Genomic DNA, 16,504 nt, shown 5'->3' on the forward strand with positions numbered 1-16,504 from the left:
ATGCGGATACTCATTGCTGAAGACGACAGCCGCCTACTAACCCAGCTTGACAGCCTACTACAGCAACATGGCTACAGTGTAGATTTGGCCGACAACGGCGAGCATGCGCTTTATCAACTCAATGAATATGCTTACGATTTAGCTATCATCGATATCGGCTTACCTAAAATGGATGGCTTCGAAGTTATCCGAAAAGCAAGGCAGGAAGACATCCGCTGTCCCGTACTTATCTTAACTGCTCGTGATCGCTGGCAGGAAAAAGTCGAAGGGTTAGACGCAGGAGCTGATGATTACCTTACTAAACCTTTTCACAATGAAGAGTTATTGGCACGGGTTAAAGCACTAATTCGTCGCGCCTCTGGTCAAGCAAACCCTGTCATACAGTTCGGTCCTATTTCGCTCGACACAGTCGCTGAAGAAATTACCGTCAATGATGCCCCTCTTGAATTGACTGCGTATGAATACAAAGTCATGGAATACTTGATGCTGAACCCGCAGAAAGTGGTCTCGAAAACAGAGTTAACTGAGCATATTTACGATCAAGATTTTGATCTCGATAGTAACGTGATTGAAGTTTTTGTTGGCCGATTGCGTAAAAAGCTAGATCCTGAAGGTAGCTTCAAGCCCATTGAAACCCTTCGAGGGCGTGGATATAGGATTAACCGCAATCTATGAAGCATAACCGATGAAACAATTGTCGCTGAGAATACGGAGCATTCTATTAGCGATGGGCGTACTTGCCCTTTTTGCACCGCTGACTGTGGTTATTTTAGATGACGCCTATACCACTAGTTTAACCCAGGCCAAGATGAGTGAACTTCGACTCATGAACCTAGGGTTGCTCTCGGCTTTTGAGCTAGACGGCGATATTCCCTTCATGCCTGAGATTTTATACGAAGAGCAACTTAACTTACCTGGCTCTGGTTACTTAGGTGTGATTGTTTTTCGTGGCCACGTTGTATGGCAGTCAGCTTCAGCATTAGATTACACCTTGCCTGCCCCAAATCTTAACGTCAATGTTGGTAACGAGCTCTTCGTTGAATCTTACACGGCCAATTTCGACGGCAATACAGATTATTTTGCCTACGCGTTTACCGCCGAATTTGCCTCAGAGAGCAACTTCGAGCCAGTCCGTTTTTACATTTTCAATAATAAGCACCTGTTTGATGAAGAGCGGGAAACCTTTATATCTGTGGTGTGGCGTTGGCTACTTATCTTATCCCTCGGTTTGCTTGTACTGATAATAGTGGGGATCAGCCTTGTGCTTATGCCAGTAAGAAAACTTATTAGCGAAATTTCCCTTACCTCTACCGGCCAGAAACAACAGCTTGATGCGCACTACCCTGTCGAATTTAATCCATTAAAACAGTCAATTAATGAGCTGATTGAATCTGAATCTCAGCAGCGAGCTCGTTATAAAAATAGCTTGGGCGACCTTGCTCATAGTTTAAAAACACCACTAGCTGTGGCTTTAGGGGTTAAGAAGCTTCCAGAGCAAGCCGTTGAATCTTTAAATCAAATTGACCAGATCATTCAACGCCAATTAAAACGTGCTAGTGCGGGTAAAACCGGGTGGCAAGCGGCTATCCCTCTGTTACCTATCACACAAAAAGTGGCTAACGCCATGGATAAAGTATATCAGCATAAACAATTGTCGATAACGATTGAAGCCATTAACAAGGTCGCCATAAAGGCTGACGAAACCGATATTATGGAAATGGTAGGTAACCTGTTAGATAACGCCTGTAAGGCTGCAGACTCGAAGGTATTGGTTACGCTAATCAACGAAGGAAACTGGGCGGTGTTGACCATTGATGATGATGGCCCCGGCGTCCCTTCGGATAAGAAACAAGCACTGTTAGAGCGTGGTACTCGATTAGATACTTACGCAGACGGGCAAGGAATTGGCATGGCCTTGGTAAGCGACCTTGTTGCCATCTACCAAGGTAAACTGCTTATCGAGCGCGCCCCTATTGGCGGCGCTCGCTTTATTGTGAAGTTCCCGGTTTAAGCTCTTTCTTTTTTATCGCCCGCACTAGACAACAACACCGCAAGCCATTGGCTTTCCTCTCGAGACTCTAGTGCTATTTTCACTACCATCGTAAGCGGCACAGATAACAGCATTCCAACTGTACCTAATAACCATCCCCAGAAAATAAGAGATAAAAACACCACTAAGGTAGATAGCCCCATTCCTTTGCCCATCAACCTTGGCTCTACCATATTGCCCATAATGGTATTTACTAACAAAAAGCCCAATGCCGCCATGCCTGCTGAAGCCAAACCATATTGAACAAACGCAATAAGTACAGCTGGAAGTGCAGCGATTATTGAGCCTATGTTAGGGATGAAGTTCAGCATGAATGCCAACACAGCCCATAATAGAAAATGGTCGATACCCATCACATAAAGCCACGTACCGATAATTAACCCCGTCCCTAAACTCACCACAGTTTTAATTGCCAAGTAGCTATTTACAGAACGAATAAAGCGGTCGATGTGTTGTAGCTTCATGTCAGGGTCTGACAATGCAATGTGAAGACGTTTTGGAATGCTGTCTGCCTCAAACAACATAAAAATAACCGTTAACAATATAAGGAACAAGTTCGACAATACGCCGCCCATACCGCTAATAAAATTAGTCGCGACTGACATCGCGGTGGCGGGATCTAAGTGTGTGGCAATTAGCTCTTGGTTAACGTTAATATTGTATTGTGCGAGTTTTTCTATAATCCACGAAAATTCGGTATCAAGCTTAGCCCGGTACTCTGGAAGATTTTCTCTAAATTCCGTCATAGACTGTCCTACAAGGCCAGCAAGAAGAAATCCAAAGACTAGTATTAATAGTATTACTAAGGTGATAGAAAGCCATTTAGGCACGCCAAAACGTCCGGTCCAATGAATGATTGGGCTACACGCAATAGCAATAAATATTGATAAGAAAAAAGGTACCATAATTGTACTAGCGGACTTTATACCCGCCATGACAACAACTAAACAAGCGAGAACAACAAGTACTTTCGCTATGGGTGAGCGCAATTCCATGGACATTTTTGTGCATCATTCCTAATAAAAAACTCAAACACTTTACAGTGACTTATACATAACTACAAATACGAGAACACAATGACCTTCAACTTAGCCACAATTAAAATTAAAAACCTGAGATTGAGAACCTATATTGGTATTAACGAAGATGAAATCATCAATAAACAAGACGTTATCGTTAATGTGAAAATTGATTACGATGCCCAAAGAGCGACAGACAGCGACAATATGGAAGACGCGCTAAACTATAAGGTGATTACCAAGGCCATCATAAAGCTGGTAGAAGACAACCGATTTTCATTGCTCGAAAAACTCACTGCTGACGTATTAAGTTTAGCTGCTGAACATTCATCAGTCCGTTACGCCGAAGTAGAGGTTGATAAGCCTCATGCACTGCGATTTTCTGACTCGGTGTCGCTAACGCTTTCGTGTAATAAAACCGGTTGAGCGTTGTTCAGGACTTTTTATAAGCACTTATGTAGGCACTTATATAGGCATTTTGCTAACTCTCTTATAGGCATATTGTATGAAAATTTTAATGTCAGGCGGCACTGGCCTTATCGGTAGCGCGTTTATTAATAAATTTAAAAACGAGCATCAGTTTACTGTCATAACAAGAGCCCCCCAAAAAGCTAAGCAACAGTTGGGTGACGATGTGGCTTTTGTTTCAGAGGTGAGTGACATTGATGATATTGGAATTTTCGATGCCATCATCAACTTAGCTGGCGAACCCATTGCCGATAAACGTTGGACAGACACTCAAAAGCAGAGAATCTGCGATAGCCGGTGGGATATTACATCTAAACTTGTGGCAAAAATTAATAGTGCGAGCACCCCACCACCAGTATTTATTTCTGGTTCGGCCATTGGTTTTTATGGCAGTAAAGGTAGTGTTGATGTTACCGAGCAAACGCCCCCCCACGAAGAGTTCACCCACGACCTTTGTGCCAAATGGGAAGCTATCGCAACGTCTGTCGCTCGCAGCGAAACACGTGTATGTACGCTTAGAACCGGTGTAGTGTTAGCTAAAAATGGTGGGGCATTGGAAAAAATGGCACTGCCCTTCAAACTAGGCTTAGGCGGTAAAATAGGCAGTGGCGATCAGTATTTATCATGGATCCACATTGATGACATGGTATCGGCTATTGCATATCTACTTGAACATGACAGCTGCCATGGGCCGTTTAACCTTACAGCTCCATCACCTTCGACTAATAAAGATTTCTCGCAGACATTAGCAGCAGCGCTTTCAAGACCGTGTTTGTTTACCGTACCGGGCTTCGTTCTGAAGATAGCTATGGGAGAGTCTTCTGACATGATACTAAAAGGGCAAAAGGTGCTACCTGAAAAGCTCGTTACCTCAGGCTACACGTTTACCTTCCCAACATTACAAGGTGCGCTTGAAGCAATTTATAAGTAGTGAAGCTTATTTGCACTGAGTCAACTTCACTGAAGTGCACACTGAAGTGGACACACACTCAAATTTCATCTAAGAGATTACATTTAACTTTAAATGAAATTGGACACACACTCGAATTAGGGTGTGTGTCCAATAATTTGTAGGTTGGCTTGCACGACCATCTCTAGCGAAATAGAACACTCACTTGAGTGACTGTCTAATTTACTCACATTTTAAAACAGCTTTTCTTAACTCTCGTTGGCTATATATAGCCCCTAGACCATCTTCCTCAGCAGTGCTGATGTATTTAACGTAAGCAAGCGCCAGCATCCAATCGCCCCTAACGCGCCTACCACGATTGCACCAACAATCGGCGCAATAACCCAATACTCAAAGTGTAGACTTGCGGTCATTTGGAACACATTGGTTTGCAGCATATACAAGCTAAGCTCATTAGCGAGCGCTGCCATGAAACCTGCAATCACGCCGATGATTAGAAACTCGAACACCACGCTTTTGCGAATTAAACTGCCTCTCGCCCCAAGCGTTCTCAAAATTGCCAACTCTTGTCGTCTTTCATCCATGCTGGCTTGAACCTGGGCAATTAACACTAAACTGCCTGCTACAAGAACCAAGACTAAAATAAACTCAATGGCCACAGACACTTGATTGACAATATCTCTTAGCTGGTTAATTCGCGCATCAACGTCAAACATAGTGATAGACGCAAATGGCTTTAACAACGTCGTTAGTTGTGATTTCTGTGCTTCGGGTAAATAGAAGCTGGTGATGTAAGTGGGATTGAACGACGCCATAGCCTCAGGTTGAATAACAAAGAAAAAGTTAGGCTGCATGGTTTGCCAGTTCACTTTTCTAAAACTTGTTACCTTAGCTTTAACGATTTCACTGCCCACATTGAACATCAGCATATCGCCTAATTCAATGCCAAGTCGCTCGCCTACGTCCGTTTCGACTGAAACGGCGAATACGCCCTCTTCTAATGCATCAGTGTTATCCCCGTGCCATGTACCACTGGTAATTTCGTTCTCCTTTTGTAACGAATTACTCCAAGTTAAATTCGCTTCACGTCCAAGTCCTTGTCTACCTTCAGTATTTGAATCTTCCTCTTTAGACACTTCGGTATTTACATTGTCATCATTCACTGCAACGAAGCGCCCTCGTATCACAGGGTAAAACTCTTCGATGGTAATTCCGTTTGATTTGAAGTGTGTGTCCAATTCTGTTTTTTGATCGCCAGTTATATTAATCAAAAAGTAATTTGGTGTGCCTTCGGGTAATTGAGAACGCCACTGTGAGACCATGTCGTTGCGCATAACCAGTACCACAAGTAACAACATAATAGTGACTGAGAAGCTAATCAGTTGAACACTATTTTCCATTGAACGGCGTTTAATTCGCGCCCAAGCAAGCTGCCAAGGACCCATTTTTCCTGAGCCGAATTTGCGTCCCGCAGCAATCAGCAAAAAGGTTGCGCCTAGCAAACCTGCAACTAAAACCACGCCAGAGCCAAACAAAATAAGGCTGATCATCAAATCTTGGCTATAAATCCACATCAGTAGAAAAATAGCGCCGCCTGATGCCACATATTGGATAGTTCTAGAACGCAAATTGGTGCTTAAATCACGACGAAGTACCCGCAGTGGAGGAATTGAAAACAACTGCATCAATGGGTAAAGCGAGAACAACAATGAGCAAGTAGCCCCAGTGAAAACCGCAATTAGCACTGGCCGCCAGTGCCAAATAGATAACGCCACATCAACTTTTTCAGCAACTAACCACACCACAACTTGCTGGCCAATGAAACCCATTATTAACCCAATAATAATGCCTAGCCCGGTAATAAATAGAATTTGAAGAAGATAGATTCTGCGAATAACCTGCTTTGTCGCACCGAGTGTTTTCATGATAGCGACGGGGTCGAAATGGCGCTGGCTATACCGTTGAGCTGCCACCGCAATGGAAACCGCGGCAAGCACTATGGCCAGTAAACTCGCCAATAAAAAATACCGCTCAGCACTGGCTACCGAACGACCAATGGCTGATTCGTCATCTTCAACTGTACGCCAGTTATGTAAATCATCTTGCAAACTAGGGGTTAACCAGTCGTAAAAAGTGCTGATAGCACTACTTTCACCTTCAAAATAGCCCACGTAACGTGCCCGACTGCCTGGCCCGGTTATTGCTGTTGCGTCCAAATCGGACAGTCTAATAAGGGCGATGGGGTCGGTATTAAAAACACTGAATCCTGCATCAGGAATATCAACCAGTACTTTAGTTACAGTAAATTCAGCATCACCTATTTCAATGCTGTCTCCTAAACTAAGCTTCAGCGTTTGAAACAACAAAGACTGCAGCCACACTTCACCTGGCTTGGGCAAACCGGTAGCCGCTTCTTTCTGTCCAAAAGGCACATCTGTGGTATTAACCGTGCCCTTTAGTGGATAATTCTCATTAACAGCTCGAAGGTCAACTAGCGACATTTCGTCACGATAAAACACCATCGACCGAGTAGTAACCTGCTTTGCCGTGTTAAGCCCCTCATCACGCGCCCGCTGTAACCAAGCCTCATTAATGGGGGTATCAGAGCGTAACTGTGCATCAGCCGCGATAAATGCCGCAGAGCGCTCTTTTAAGGCACCTTGTAACCGCTCACTAAATAGTGACAGCGACAATACCGCTCCTACCGACAACACAATTGCCAATAGAATGATGGTTAACTCTCCGCGTTTCGCTTCATGACGAAACAATCGCCATGCCAAGGTCGATGTCGTACTCATTTATACAGCCTCTGTACGCTGTATCGGCGATACCACGGTAGACTCAGTCAATTCACCCGCTTGCATGGTTAACTGCCTGTCACACTTATCGGCAAGCTCGTCATCGTGGGTAACCAGCACTAACGTTGTACCCTTTTCTCGGTTCAGCGCAAAAAGAAGATCTTCTACTTTGTGGCTGTTTGTTGCATCCAAGTTTCCAGTCGGCTCATCTGCAAATAGAATTTTGGGAGAAGTAATAAAAGCCCGCGCAATAGCAACACGTTGCTGTTCACCACCTGAAAGTTGATTTGGATAATGACTCGCGCGATGACCAATGCCGACTTGTTCGAGGATCTTAGTCGCCATCTGCTTAGGGTTGTCTAAGCCTGCGATTTCAGCCGGCAGCATTACATTTTCAATAGCCGTTAAACTTTGCACTAACATAAAGCTCTGAAATATAAAGCCTACTTTTTGACCTCGCAACACAGCGCGAGCCTCTTCATCCATAGTATGTAATGGTTCGCCATCTAGATGAATTTCTCCTTGAGAGGCTTCATCTAAGCCGGCAAGCAGCCCTAATAAAGTAGATTTTCCTGAACCTGACGCACCGATAATGGCAACGGACTCACCAGACTTGACTTCAAAAGAGATAGGATGAAGGATCTCAAGCGTACCTTCGCTCGTACTTACAGACTTAGTTACTTTGGATGTTTTAATCATATAGGGGTCATCAATTCGTGATTTATCGTTTTCGCAGCGCCGTTTTGTTCACACTGCTTTTATTAATACCGTTATCCGCATTATCAGATCAGACCGATACCATCGTCCCTAATAATTCAGCTAAATTACTGATTCTAGGTGACAGCCTATCTGCTGCATACGGGTTAGATCAACAAGAAGGTTGGGTGAGTTTGTTACAAAAACGCTGGCGTGACGAGAATATATCGATCGATATTGTAAATGCTGCGGTAAGCGGTGAGACCACTGATGGCGGTTTAGCTAGGCTTCCAAGGTTAATTGAACAACACACACCAAGCCACATTTTAGTAGAGCTTGGTGGGAACGATGGCCTTCAAGGGCACAGTATCAGTAAGATTAGGGACAATTTGAGCGCAATTATTAGAATAGCAAAATCAGACAATACCGTCGTTTTTGTACAAGACATGCAAATACCCACTAATTACGGCAAACGCTATACACAAATGTTTAGCGACACTTTTGAGACTGTCTCTGAGCAACATGAAGTTACAAAAATTCCTTTTTTTCTTGAGGACATAGCACTTCAAAAAAACTTAATGCAACGTGATGGTATTCATCCTAACGCAGAAGCACAACCAATGATTGTCGATTTTATGTTCGAAAAATTGACACCTTTAATCATAAACAAGGGTTAACCTGTGCTATGCTTTTAACCTTATATGTTAAATGCTAGAACAAATGACAGCTTAACTTGGAGATTGTTATGGACGTTTCATCATCAACGTCAACGCCAGTATCAAATGTACTTCAGTCGCCACAACAAGAACCACAACGGCAGGTTCAACAACGTGCAAGCCAGCAAACTGAAGTAAGTGCGCCCCAGCAAACGCAAGAAGCGGCTCCGGCCACAGACAGTCGAGTCGGCTCGCGTATAGATACCTACGTTTAGCGATAAAACCCGCCCTAAGCACAGTAGTTTATTAACGCATTTCCAGCATAATCATTTCCGAATCACTCGGAGATATGGAAATGCCGCTACCTCGATACAAGCAAGTTAATTTAGATGTCACACCTTATTATCACTGCACATCACGTTGTGTGCGGCAGTCCTTCCTTTGTGGCGTTGATGCCAGCACAGGCAAAAACTACAATCATCGCAGACAGTGGATTGTAGATAGGCTACACAAGCTCACTAAAACCTTTGCCATTGACCTTTGTGCCTATGCCGTAATGCACAACCATACTCACATAGTGGTTCATATCGCAAAGGCGAGAGCTGAACATTGGAGTATGGATGAAGTGTTACTTCGCTGGAAAAATTTTTATCGGTGCCCTTCAATAGTCCAACGTTATCTTAATGAAGAGGCCCGTAGTTCATTATCTGAAGTAGAGCTTCAAAAAGTTGAAGAGTTAAGTGAGATTTACCGTCATCGCTTGTATAGCGTAAGTTGGTTTATGCGGCTATTAAATGAGTTTATTGCTCGAAAAGCGAATAGAGAAGATGAATGTTCAGGCTACTTTTGGGAGCGCCGATTTAAAAGCCAAGCGATATTGTCTGAAAATGCGCTTGCAGCAACCATGGCCTATACCGATTTAAATCCCATCCGGGCCAATATAGCCAAAACTCCAGAGCAGTCTCACTTTACCAGTATTCAGTACAGAATTAATGCTTTGAAAGTAAACAAAGTGCCTGCTCGGCTTATGCCATTTAATGATCAAGTTCCTATTAATGAGAACAGCCTGCCATTTAATTTAACCGATTACTTAGTGCTGGTAGATGAAACCGGTCGCGTTATGCGCCCTGACAAGAAAGGTGCTATTTCCCCAAAAATTAAGCCTATCTTAGACAGGCTTAAGGTCTCTGGTAAATCTTGGATTACCCTCTCAACCAAACTAGAAAGGAAATTCACTGGCCCTATCGGCTCTGCAGAGCGAATTTGCGTGTTTGCATCTGCTTGCGAATATGACAGAAAGCCAAACATTGCGAATGCCAGAAGGTATCTTCAATAAATTTTCAGGTTTGAATTCATAACGCGAAATCAACAAGGAACGAAGCTAATATACCTTAATAGCCTAGTGAGAAGCATGCCTGGTTAACACATCTACAATTTCTTGTGATTTTGATAAGCGTCTGATGTCGTTAAACAACAATTCAGCTTCGGGGTACTGTCTTTTTAAATAGCCACACCACTGCTTTATTCGATTGGGGTAGTATTTACCCTTATCACCGTAGATTTCATAGCCTGAATAGCGAATAAGCAATGCGGCCACATCTTCCCATGCCATTGGCGGCTCGCCGTTTCGAATACACCTTGCTAGGTTTGGCATGGCAAGCGCTCCCCTACCCACCATTAAGTTAGTGCAGGCCGATTGCTCTTGGCAACGTTGAGCTTCTTCTGCATTCCAAATTTCACCATTTGCCACTAGTGGAATATTGGTGTTTTGCTTTATTTTAGCAATCCATTCCCAGTAGGCTGGTGGCTTATAGCCTTCCGTTTTTGTTCTGGCGTGTACAACTAGCTCAGATGCGCCCGCTTCAGTAATAGCGATAGCATTTTCTATCGCAAGAGATTTGTCTTCAAATCCCAACCGAATTTTGGCTGATACAGGTTGTGAGGCGGGCACCGCATCGCGCACCGCTTTTACAATGTCGTGTAAAGCTTGGGTTTCTTTTAAAAGAACCGCACCGCCTTTGCTTTTATTAACGGTTTTTGCAGGGCAACCGAAATTTAAATCTACTCCAGGCGATCCCAAATCAACCGCAGTATAAGCATTTTCTGCCAACCATTGTGGGTGCTGCCCTAATAATTGGACACGCACTGGAACGCCGTTAGGGGTTTTGCCGCCATTATGTAGCTCGGGGCATAGCTTGTAGAAGGTTTTATTAGGAAGCTTTTGATCCACTACTCTAACGAATTCAGTTACACACTGATCGAACCCACCTACATGGGTAAGCATATCTCGCATTAAATGGTCGACAACACCTTCCATAGGCGCCAGCATGATTTTCATAACTAAATTTCGCTAAAACTGAGTGGTTAAAATGGGCGCGAGAGTGTAGCAAAGTGCGAGTTATATGACCATGCTATTTAAGTTTCGATAGGAAATTGTGTATTTAGAGTGACTGTCCAACTTTAATTTGAGTGACTGTCCTAGCCTTAACTGTTCAACCCTAACTCGAGTGTGTGTCCAACTTTTGGTTTTTTAGGCGGATTAGGACGTTTTGTTTTTGCTGTGTGTTGTAATTGGACCAGTTGGTAATTTCCTTGATGGTGCGCTTACAACCGGTGCATACATCATCGGCGTCTAGCTTACAGTTGGCAATACAGGGTGACACTATATCCACTAATACTTGGCCTTAAGGTTTTGATTTTCTGATGCAGTATTTTTAGCAATAAGAGAAGCATGTAGCATAGCATCAATCACTCGTTGCGTAGGCTCTTTGGCAGTCCACATACAAACATGCACACCGAACTTCGCATTCAGGTACGCGTCGAACTGGTTTTTATCTTCATAATCACCCTTCACCAGTTGTTGTTTATAGCCATCATAAATTAATGCAGAAAATGTAAACACGTGAGCCTCCTCATCGAGAAGGCTCAACTATACATCTAGACGTCTAAACATTCAAACATCTAAACGTCTATTTTATATATTCCAACGCTGCGGTGATCACAGCCACTTGGGCAGCGTTACAGTTTTCAACCGTGGCATTAGCGCTATCAGGGTAAACTTCTGTTGTAGTTACAAACTCTGCGTCTGTCATGCCACCACAAAGATATAATGCTTTTTTGTCGTAACAAATCACACCATCAGACAATAAGTCAGCACCTATAATTTTACCGCTATCATCAGCAGGTGCAATATGAGTTACCTGCTTAACCGCATCTATAATAGCTTCCTGAAATGGCTTTTGTGGATTTGTGGTATTCGCCACTAGGTAAAAACCATCAGGGATATTCCAATTATCATGGGTCGTTGCATCTCGTGATGCTAATGCAGGCCTAAACTCACTGTTATCGGTATCAGTGGTTTCATGTAAATCGACATGCAATGTAAATGGCAAGTTTAAGGATTCAACAAATGCCATTAGCTGCGCTGATTCCGGCGCTGGAGAATTAGGATAAAATGAACGATTAGGATCTAACGCATACTGATCCCAACGGTTAATCGTCTCATAACCCCAAGGGCTAACACATGGAACTACAATGATGGTGAAGTCTTCTGCATACTCGCTTAGCTTAGTATTAATAAACTGAAGCGCGCCCTGCACCCCACTGGTTTCATACCCATGTACACCGCCGGTAACTAGCACTGCTGGCTTGGCTGCGTCGGTATCTTTAGGTATATTCTTTGGAATTACGGCATACAACGGGTATCGAGACTCATCGTAAGGCAACGCGCCATACTGCTTTAATTCAAACCCTTCAGGAATACTCTCTAATTGCTTAAGTACCTCATCGCTGTACGAACGCTTAATAGTTTGGCGCTGTTTCCACTCTTCTTTCTCTTCTTCACCCCAAGGTTTTCCTGGCGTGCCGATAGGATAATTTTGCATAAATAACCTCTTTGTTTATCCGGCTATATTATCAAGATGGTATTGGTTTGTATGTGGAATATCGATAAGAACGGGAGGAATTAAGGTGTAGAAACGAAAAAGCCAACCCGAAGGTTGGCTTAACGATATGGCGTCCCCAAGGGGATTCGAACCCCTGTTACCGCCGTGAAAGGGCGGTGTCCTAGGCCTCTAGACGATGGGGACAGAAATTTTGCTAGTGAAGTAAACTTCACTAAATTTCTGTAAGGAGAGGTGAGCTCCGCGAACCGAGCGACCTTTTCTTACAGAAGTACTAAATTTTTGTCGCTGATAGTAATTTTTCAATCACTACCGGCCTATTTCACAGTTACGGACTGTGACACCGGAAAATGGCGTCCCCAAGGGGATTCGAACCCCTGTTACCGCCGTGAAAGGGCGGTGTCCTAGGCCTCTAGACGATGGGGACAAAAAATCTTCTTTCAAAAGCTACGCTTTTGAGATTTTTTGTAAGGTGAAGCGAGCTCTGCGAGCTGAGCGACATTATCCCTACAATCAATCAATTTCTGTAAGGAGAGGTGAGCTCTGCGAACCGAACGACCTTATCCTTACAAAAACAAATTTTTGTCGCTGATAGTAACTTTTCAATCACTACCGGCCTATTTCACAGTTACGGACTGTGACACCGGAAAATGGCGTCCCCAAGGGGATTCGAACCCCTGTTACCGCCGTGAAAGGGCGGTGTCCTAGGCCTCTAGACGATGGGGACAAAAAATCTTCTTTCAAAAGCTACGCTTTTGAGATTTTTTGTAAGGTGAAGCGAGCTCTGCGAGCTGAGCGACATTATCCCTACAATCAATCAATTTCTGTAAGGAAAGGTGAGCTCTGCGAACCGAGCGACCTTTTCTTACAGAAGTACTAAATTTTTGTCACTGGTAATTTCAAAAATTACCGGCCTATTTCACAGTTACGGACTGTGACACCGGAAAATGGCGTCCCCAAGGGGATTCGAACCCCTGTTACCGCCGTGAAAGGGCGGTGTCCTAGGCCTCTAGACGATGGGGACAGAAATTTTGCTAGTGAAGTAAACTTCACTAAATTTCTGTAAGGAGAGGTGAGCTCCGCGAACCGAGCGACCTTTTCTTACAGAAGTACTAAATTTTTGTCACTGGTAATTTCAAAAATTACCGGCCTAACTTAATTCAAAAGCTACGCTTTTGAGATTTTTTGTAAGGTGAAGCGAGCTCTGCGAGCTGAGCGACATCATCCTTACAAAAACAAATTTTGCCCGAAGGTTAAACCTTCAGCCTAAACCACAATATAACTTGCAGTTAGATTTGGTGGAGCCAGGCGGGATCGAACCGCCGACCTCCTGCATGCCATGCAGGCGCTCTCCCAGCTGAGCTATGGCCCCGTTGTGTCTTAGTCACTATTGTGTGACTGTTCCGTGACAGCGGGGCGCATTCTAGGCATCCACCCCATTTATGTCAACGGTTTTTTTATGAATTTTCTCTGTTTGCTATAAAAGTAAGCGCTTTGTCGATTCTCTCGCCAACTTTCTCTTTTGACAGCAAATTAAGGGTGACATCTAAAGACGGTGAATTGCCGCTTCCAGTAGTAGCAACACGCAGTGGCATCCCTACTTTGCCCATTCCCACTTCTAGCTCTTCAGCGGTTGTATTGATAGCTGCCTGAATATTTTCCGGCTCCCACGCTTCAATAGCCATCAACTTCTCTTTTACCAGCTCTAGCGGCCCACGCGCTACTGGGCGTAAATGCTTTTTAGCAGCGTTGGCATCAAAGTCTTCATAATCTTGATAGAAGTAAGTAGAAATTTCAGCGAGCTCTTTTAACGTTTTTACTCTGTCAGCTTGAATAGCAATAACAGACTCAAGGGCTGGCCCAGTCGTTAGGTCTACTTCTAACCCATCAAAGTGCCATTTTAAGTGTGCAGCAACTTCACTGGCTGGCAAAGTTTTGATGTAATGCTGATTCAACCAAATCAATTTTTCAGTATTAAATGCAGAAGCCGACTGACCAATCGCGTCTAAACTGAATAACTCAATCATTTCATCAAGGGTAAAAATCTCTTGGTCACCATGTGACCACCCTAGCCTTACTAAATAATTAAGTACCGCTTGAGGCAAGAAGCCATCATCACGATATTGCATAACACTAACTGCACCATGACGTTTTGATAACTTTTTACCGTCATCACCTAAAATCATAGATACATGAGCATATTCCGGCACAGGCGCGCCTAATGCTTGTAAAATGTTAATTTGACGGGGCGTGTTATTAATATGATCTTCACCACGAACAACATGAGTGATGCCCATATCCCAATCGTCTACTACAACGCAAAAGTTGTAAGTTGGTGTACCGTCGGTGCGCTGAATGATTAAGTCATCCAATTCACTGTTGTTAATTTCGATTTTACCGCGTACGTGATCGGTAATAACAACCGTGCCTTCTAATGGCGTTTTAAACCGAATGACAAAAGGTTCGCCTTCTGGGTGATCGGTACGATCACGCCATGTGCCAGGGTAACGAGGTTTTTCGCCACGTTCTTTCTGGGCTTCACGAATAGCATCCAACTCTTCAGCGCTCATAAAGCACTTATACGCTTTACCTTCATCTAATAGTTGTTGGATAAGGTCTTTATATCTGTCAAAACGATCAGTTTGATAGATAGGGCCCGTGTCCCAAGTCAAACCTAGCCACTGCATGCCATCTAAAATGGCTTGCTTAGCTTCTTCAGTGGAACGTTCAATATCTGTATCTTCAATACGAAGTACAAATTCGCCGCCATTGTTTTTGGCAAGTAACCAAGAATATAAAGCGGTGCGTGCGCCACCAACGTGAAGGTAGCCTGTAGGGCTTGGTGCAAATCGTGTTACAACCGACATGATAAAAACTCTCTATCTTTATTAGATTGTGAAATTGCGCGCATTCTACCAGTCTCCGCTTCACGACAAAAGCAGCACGATGCATTTGCTTAGCATATTAGCTACCAATAGAAACTTACATTTATGCTTTAATGGCGTCTTGGTTATTAGATGGCCTCATTTAAAGCTTACAATTCCATCAATTTAGATAAAAAGCGGCCAAAATGTTCACTTTTCAGGCATACAGTCATTTTTCTTTCATTTTATTATTGACAGTATGAGAACCGACTCTATAATACCGCCCCACTTGCTTAGGCAAGATAATAAACAAGACGGACGCTTAGCTCAGTTGGGAGAGCATCGCCCTTACAAGGCGAGGGTCACTGGTTCAAGCCCAGTAGCGTCCACCACTTCTTCAAGTGGCTATGAAAGTTGCACAACTTATCATAATTTTTTAGTTTGAAATAAAGATGGACGCTTAGCTCAGTTGGGAGAGCATCGCCCTTACAAGGCGAGGGTCACTGGTTCAAGCCCAGTAGCGTCCACCATTTCAAACACCACATTTTAGTTGGACGCTTAGCTCAGTTGGGAGAGCATCGCCCTTACAAGGCGAGGGTCACTGGTTCAAGCCCAGTAGCGTCCACCACTTCCCTTTTTTTAAATTCTTTATAAACACGACACGACAATCACTGGTTCAACAACTTCGTTGCGAGCCACAGTAGCGTCCACCACTTCCCTTTTTTTAAATTCTTTATAAACACGACACGACAATCACTGGTTCAACAACTTCGTTGCGAGCCACAGTAGCGTCCACCATCTCTTCTTAATAAAACTTCTTCAATTTCTATAAGACCACCGGTTCAATAACTTCGTTACGAGCCACAGCAGCGTCCACCATCTCTTCTTCAAAAAATCATTTTCTAGTATTTAGATTAACTAGTTCACGCTGGTTCAACAACTTCGTTTCTATCAACAGCTGCATTCACCACCTGTCATACCTCAGAATAAATAACTGAAAAAACTAACTTAACACCCCTGCCCTCTACCTGTTTTTCATGCCATGCATCGCAATATTAAAGACCCTATTAAACAATGGTGATAGGTTAATTATTCAACTAAACTCCTATTAGGTTGTTTACACAAGTAAGCATTGACGCAC

Annotated in this window: 15 protein-coding genes and 8 tRNA genes; 10 read left to right on the forward strand and 13 right to left on the reverse strand. The window is 43.6% G+C overall.

The window, feature by feature from the left end:
* Both R1T43_RS13760 and R1T43_RS13765 read left to right on the forward strand, forming a co-directional pair.
* Complete coding sequence (locus R1T43_RS13760; protein WP_211069484.1) at window positions 1-675, forward strand: response regulator transcription factor; 675 nt, start codon at window positions 1-3, stop codon at window positions 673-675.
* A 10-nt stretch (window positions 676-685) separates the two neighbouring features.
* A complete protein-coding gene (locus R1T43_RS13765) occupies window positions 686-2,011 on the forward strand; it encodes an ATP-binding protein (RefSeq protein ID WP_211069485.1) in 1,326 nt (441 codons plus the stop codon).
* Here R1T43_RS13765 and R1T43_RS13770 read toward each other — a convergent pair.
* Window positions 2,008-3,051, reverse strand: a complete 1,044-nt coding sequence (locus R1T43_RS13770; protein ID WP_317349835.1) for an AI-2E family transporter — start codon at window positions 3,049-3,051, stop codon at window positions 2,008-2,010. The two genes, R1T43_RS13765 and R1T43_RS13770, sit on opposite strands and share 4 nt — an antisense overlap.
* Window positions 3,052-3,126: 75 nt before the next feature.
* Between R1T43_RS13770 and folX the strand changes: the two genes are divergently transcribed.
* Together folX and R1T43_RS13780 are read left to right on the forward strand one after the other, a co-directional pair.
* Window positions 3,127-3,495 (forward strand): dihydroneopterin triphosphate 2'-epimerase, encoded by a 369-nt coding sequence (gene folX, locus R1T43_RS13775; protein WP_057792815.1) that lies wholly within the window; start codon window positions 3,127-3,129, stop codon window positions 3,493-3,495.
* Between the two features lie 79 nt (window positions 3,496-3,574).
* Window positions 3,575-4,468, forward strand: a complete 894-nt coding sequence (locus R1T43_RS13780) for a TIGR01777 family oxidoreductase (RefSeq protein ID WP_211069487.1) — start codon at window positions 3,575-3,577, stop codon at window positions 4,466-4,468.
* Window positions 4,469-4,722: 254 nt separating this feature from the next.
* Here the strand turns inward: R1T43_RS13780 and R1T43_RS13785 are convergent, their stop codons facing one another.
* Entirely contained in the window at window positions 4,723-7,245 is a 2,523-nt protein-coding gene (locus tag R1T43_RS13785; protein ID WP_317349841.1) for an ABC transporter permease, read from the reverse strand.
* Entirely contained in the window at window positions 7,246-7,944 is a 699-nt protein-coding gene (locus R1T43_RS13790) for an ABC transporter ATP-binding protein (protein WP_317349844.1), read from the reverse strand.
* 17 nt (window positions 7,945-7,961) lie between these two features.
* Between R1T43_RS13790 and R1T43_RS13795 the strand changes: the two genes are divergently transcribed.
* From R1T43_RS13795 to R1T43_RS13805, 3 genes are all read left to right on the forward strand, one after another.
* Window positions 7,962-8,618 (forward strand): arylesterase, encoded by a 657-nt coding sequence (locus tag R1T43_RS13795; protein WP_317349847.1) that lies wholly within the window; start codon window positions 7,962-7,964, stop codon window positions 8,616-8,618.
* Between the two features lie 68 nt (window positions 8,619-8,686).
* The gene (locus tag R1T43_RS13800) at window positions 8,687-8,872 is read left to right on the forward strand and encodes a hypothetical protein (protein ID WP_057792825.1); all 186 of its coding nucleotides are present in this window, start codon (window positions 8,687-8,689) and stop codon (window positions 8,870-8,872) included.
* Window positions 8,873-8,952: 80 nt separating this feature from the next.
* Entirely contained in the window at window positions 8,953-9,933 is a 981-nt protein-coding gene (locus tag R1T43_RS13805; RefSeq protein ID WP_317349848.1) for a hypothetical protein, read from the forward strand.
* Window positions 9,934-9,996: 63 nt separating this feature from the next.
* On the opposite strand, the gene dusC is transcribed toward R1T43_RS13805, so the two are convergent.
* From dusC to gltX, 10 genes are all read right to left on the reverse strand, one after another.
* On the reverse strand, window positions 9,997-10,935 hold the full coding sequence (gene dusC / locus R1T43_RS13810) for a tRNA dihydrouridine(16) synthase DusC (RefSeq protein ID WP_317349850.1): 939 nt from the start codon (window positions 10,933-10,935) through the stop codon (window positions 9,997-9,999).
* 160 nt (window positions 10,936-11,095) lie between these two features.
* Window positions 11,096-11,269 carry a DUF1289 domain-containing protein gene (locus R1T43_RS13815; RefSeq protein ID WP_317349851.1) on the reverse strand — a complete coding sequence of 58 codons (174 nt, stop codon included), beginning with the start codon at window positions 11,267-11,269 and terminating at the stop codon, window positions 11,096-11,098.
* Window positions 11,269-11,499: a hypothetical protein gene (locus R1T43_RS13820; RefSeq protein ID WP_211069493.1), complete on the reverse strand. Its 231-nt coding sequence runs from the start codon at window positions 11,497-11,499 to the stop codon at window positions 11,269-11,271. Before R1T43_RS13820 ends, R1T43_RS13815 begins: the two co-directional genes overlap by 1 nt.
* 67 nt (window positions 11,500-11,566) lie before the next feature.
* On the reverse strand, window positions 11,567-12,481 hold the full coding sequence (locus tag R1T43_RS13825) for a M14 family metallocarboxypeptidase (protein WP_317349854.1): 915 nt from the start codon (window positions 12,479-12,481) through the stop codon (window positions 11,567-11,569).
* 128 nt (window positions 12,482-12,609) lie between these two features.
* A tRNA-Glu gene (locus R1T43_RS13830) sits at window positions 12,610-12,685 on the reverse strand.
* A 165-nt stretch (window positions 12,686-12,850) separates the two neighbouring features.
* Window positions 12,851-12,926, reverse strand: a tRNA-Glu gene (locus R1T43_RS13835).
* 224 nt (window positions 12,927-13,150) lie between these two features.
* A tRNA-Glu gene (locus R1T43_RS13840) sits at window positions 13,151-13,226 on the reverse strand.
* 221 nt (window positions 13,227-13,447) lie between these two features.
* Window positions 13,448-13,523 (reverse strand) — tRNA-Glu (locus R1T43_RS13845).
* A 272-nt stretch (window positions 13,524-13,795) separates the two neighbouring features.
* Window positions 13,796-13,871, reverse strand: a tRNA-Ala gene (locus R1T43_RS13850).
* A gap of 85 nt (window positions 13,872-13,956) precedes the next feature.
* Window positions 13,957-15,366 (reverse strand): glutamate--tRNA ligase, encoded by a 1,410-nt coding sequence (gene gltX / locus R1T43_RS13855; RefSeq protein ID WP_317349856.1) that lies wholly within the window; start codon window positions 15,364-15,366, stop codon window positions 13,957-13,959.
* Window positions 15,367-15,679: 313 nt separating this feature from the next.
* On the opposite strand from gltX, the gene R1T43_RS13860 reads away from it, so the two are divergent.
* The 3 genes from R1T43_RS13860 to R1T43_RS13870 all read left to right on the forward strand — a co-directional run bounded on the left by R1T43_RS13860 (window position 15,680) and on the right by R1T43_RS13870 (window position 15,991).
* A tRNA-Val gene (locus tag R1T43_RS13860) sits at window positions 15,680-15,755 on the forward strand.
* A gap of 62 nt (window positions 15,756-15,817) precedes the next feature.
* Window positions 15,818-15,893: transfer RNA gene (locus tag R1T43_RS13865), tRNA-Val, on the forward strand.
* Between the two features lie 22 nt (window positions 15,894-15,915).
* Window positions 15,916-15,991 (forward strand) — tRNA-Val (locus tag R1T43_RS13870).
* Window positions 15,992-16,504 lie beyond the last annotated feature (513 nt).

Origin of the sequence: Alteromonas sp. CI.11.F.A3 (assembly GCF_032925565.1) — a bacterium.
GTDB lineage: Bacteria > Pseudomonadota > Gammaproteobacteria > Enterobacterales > Alteromonadaceae > Alteromonas.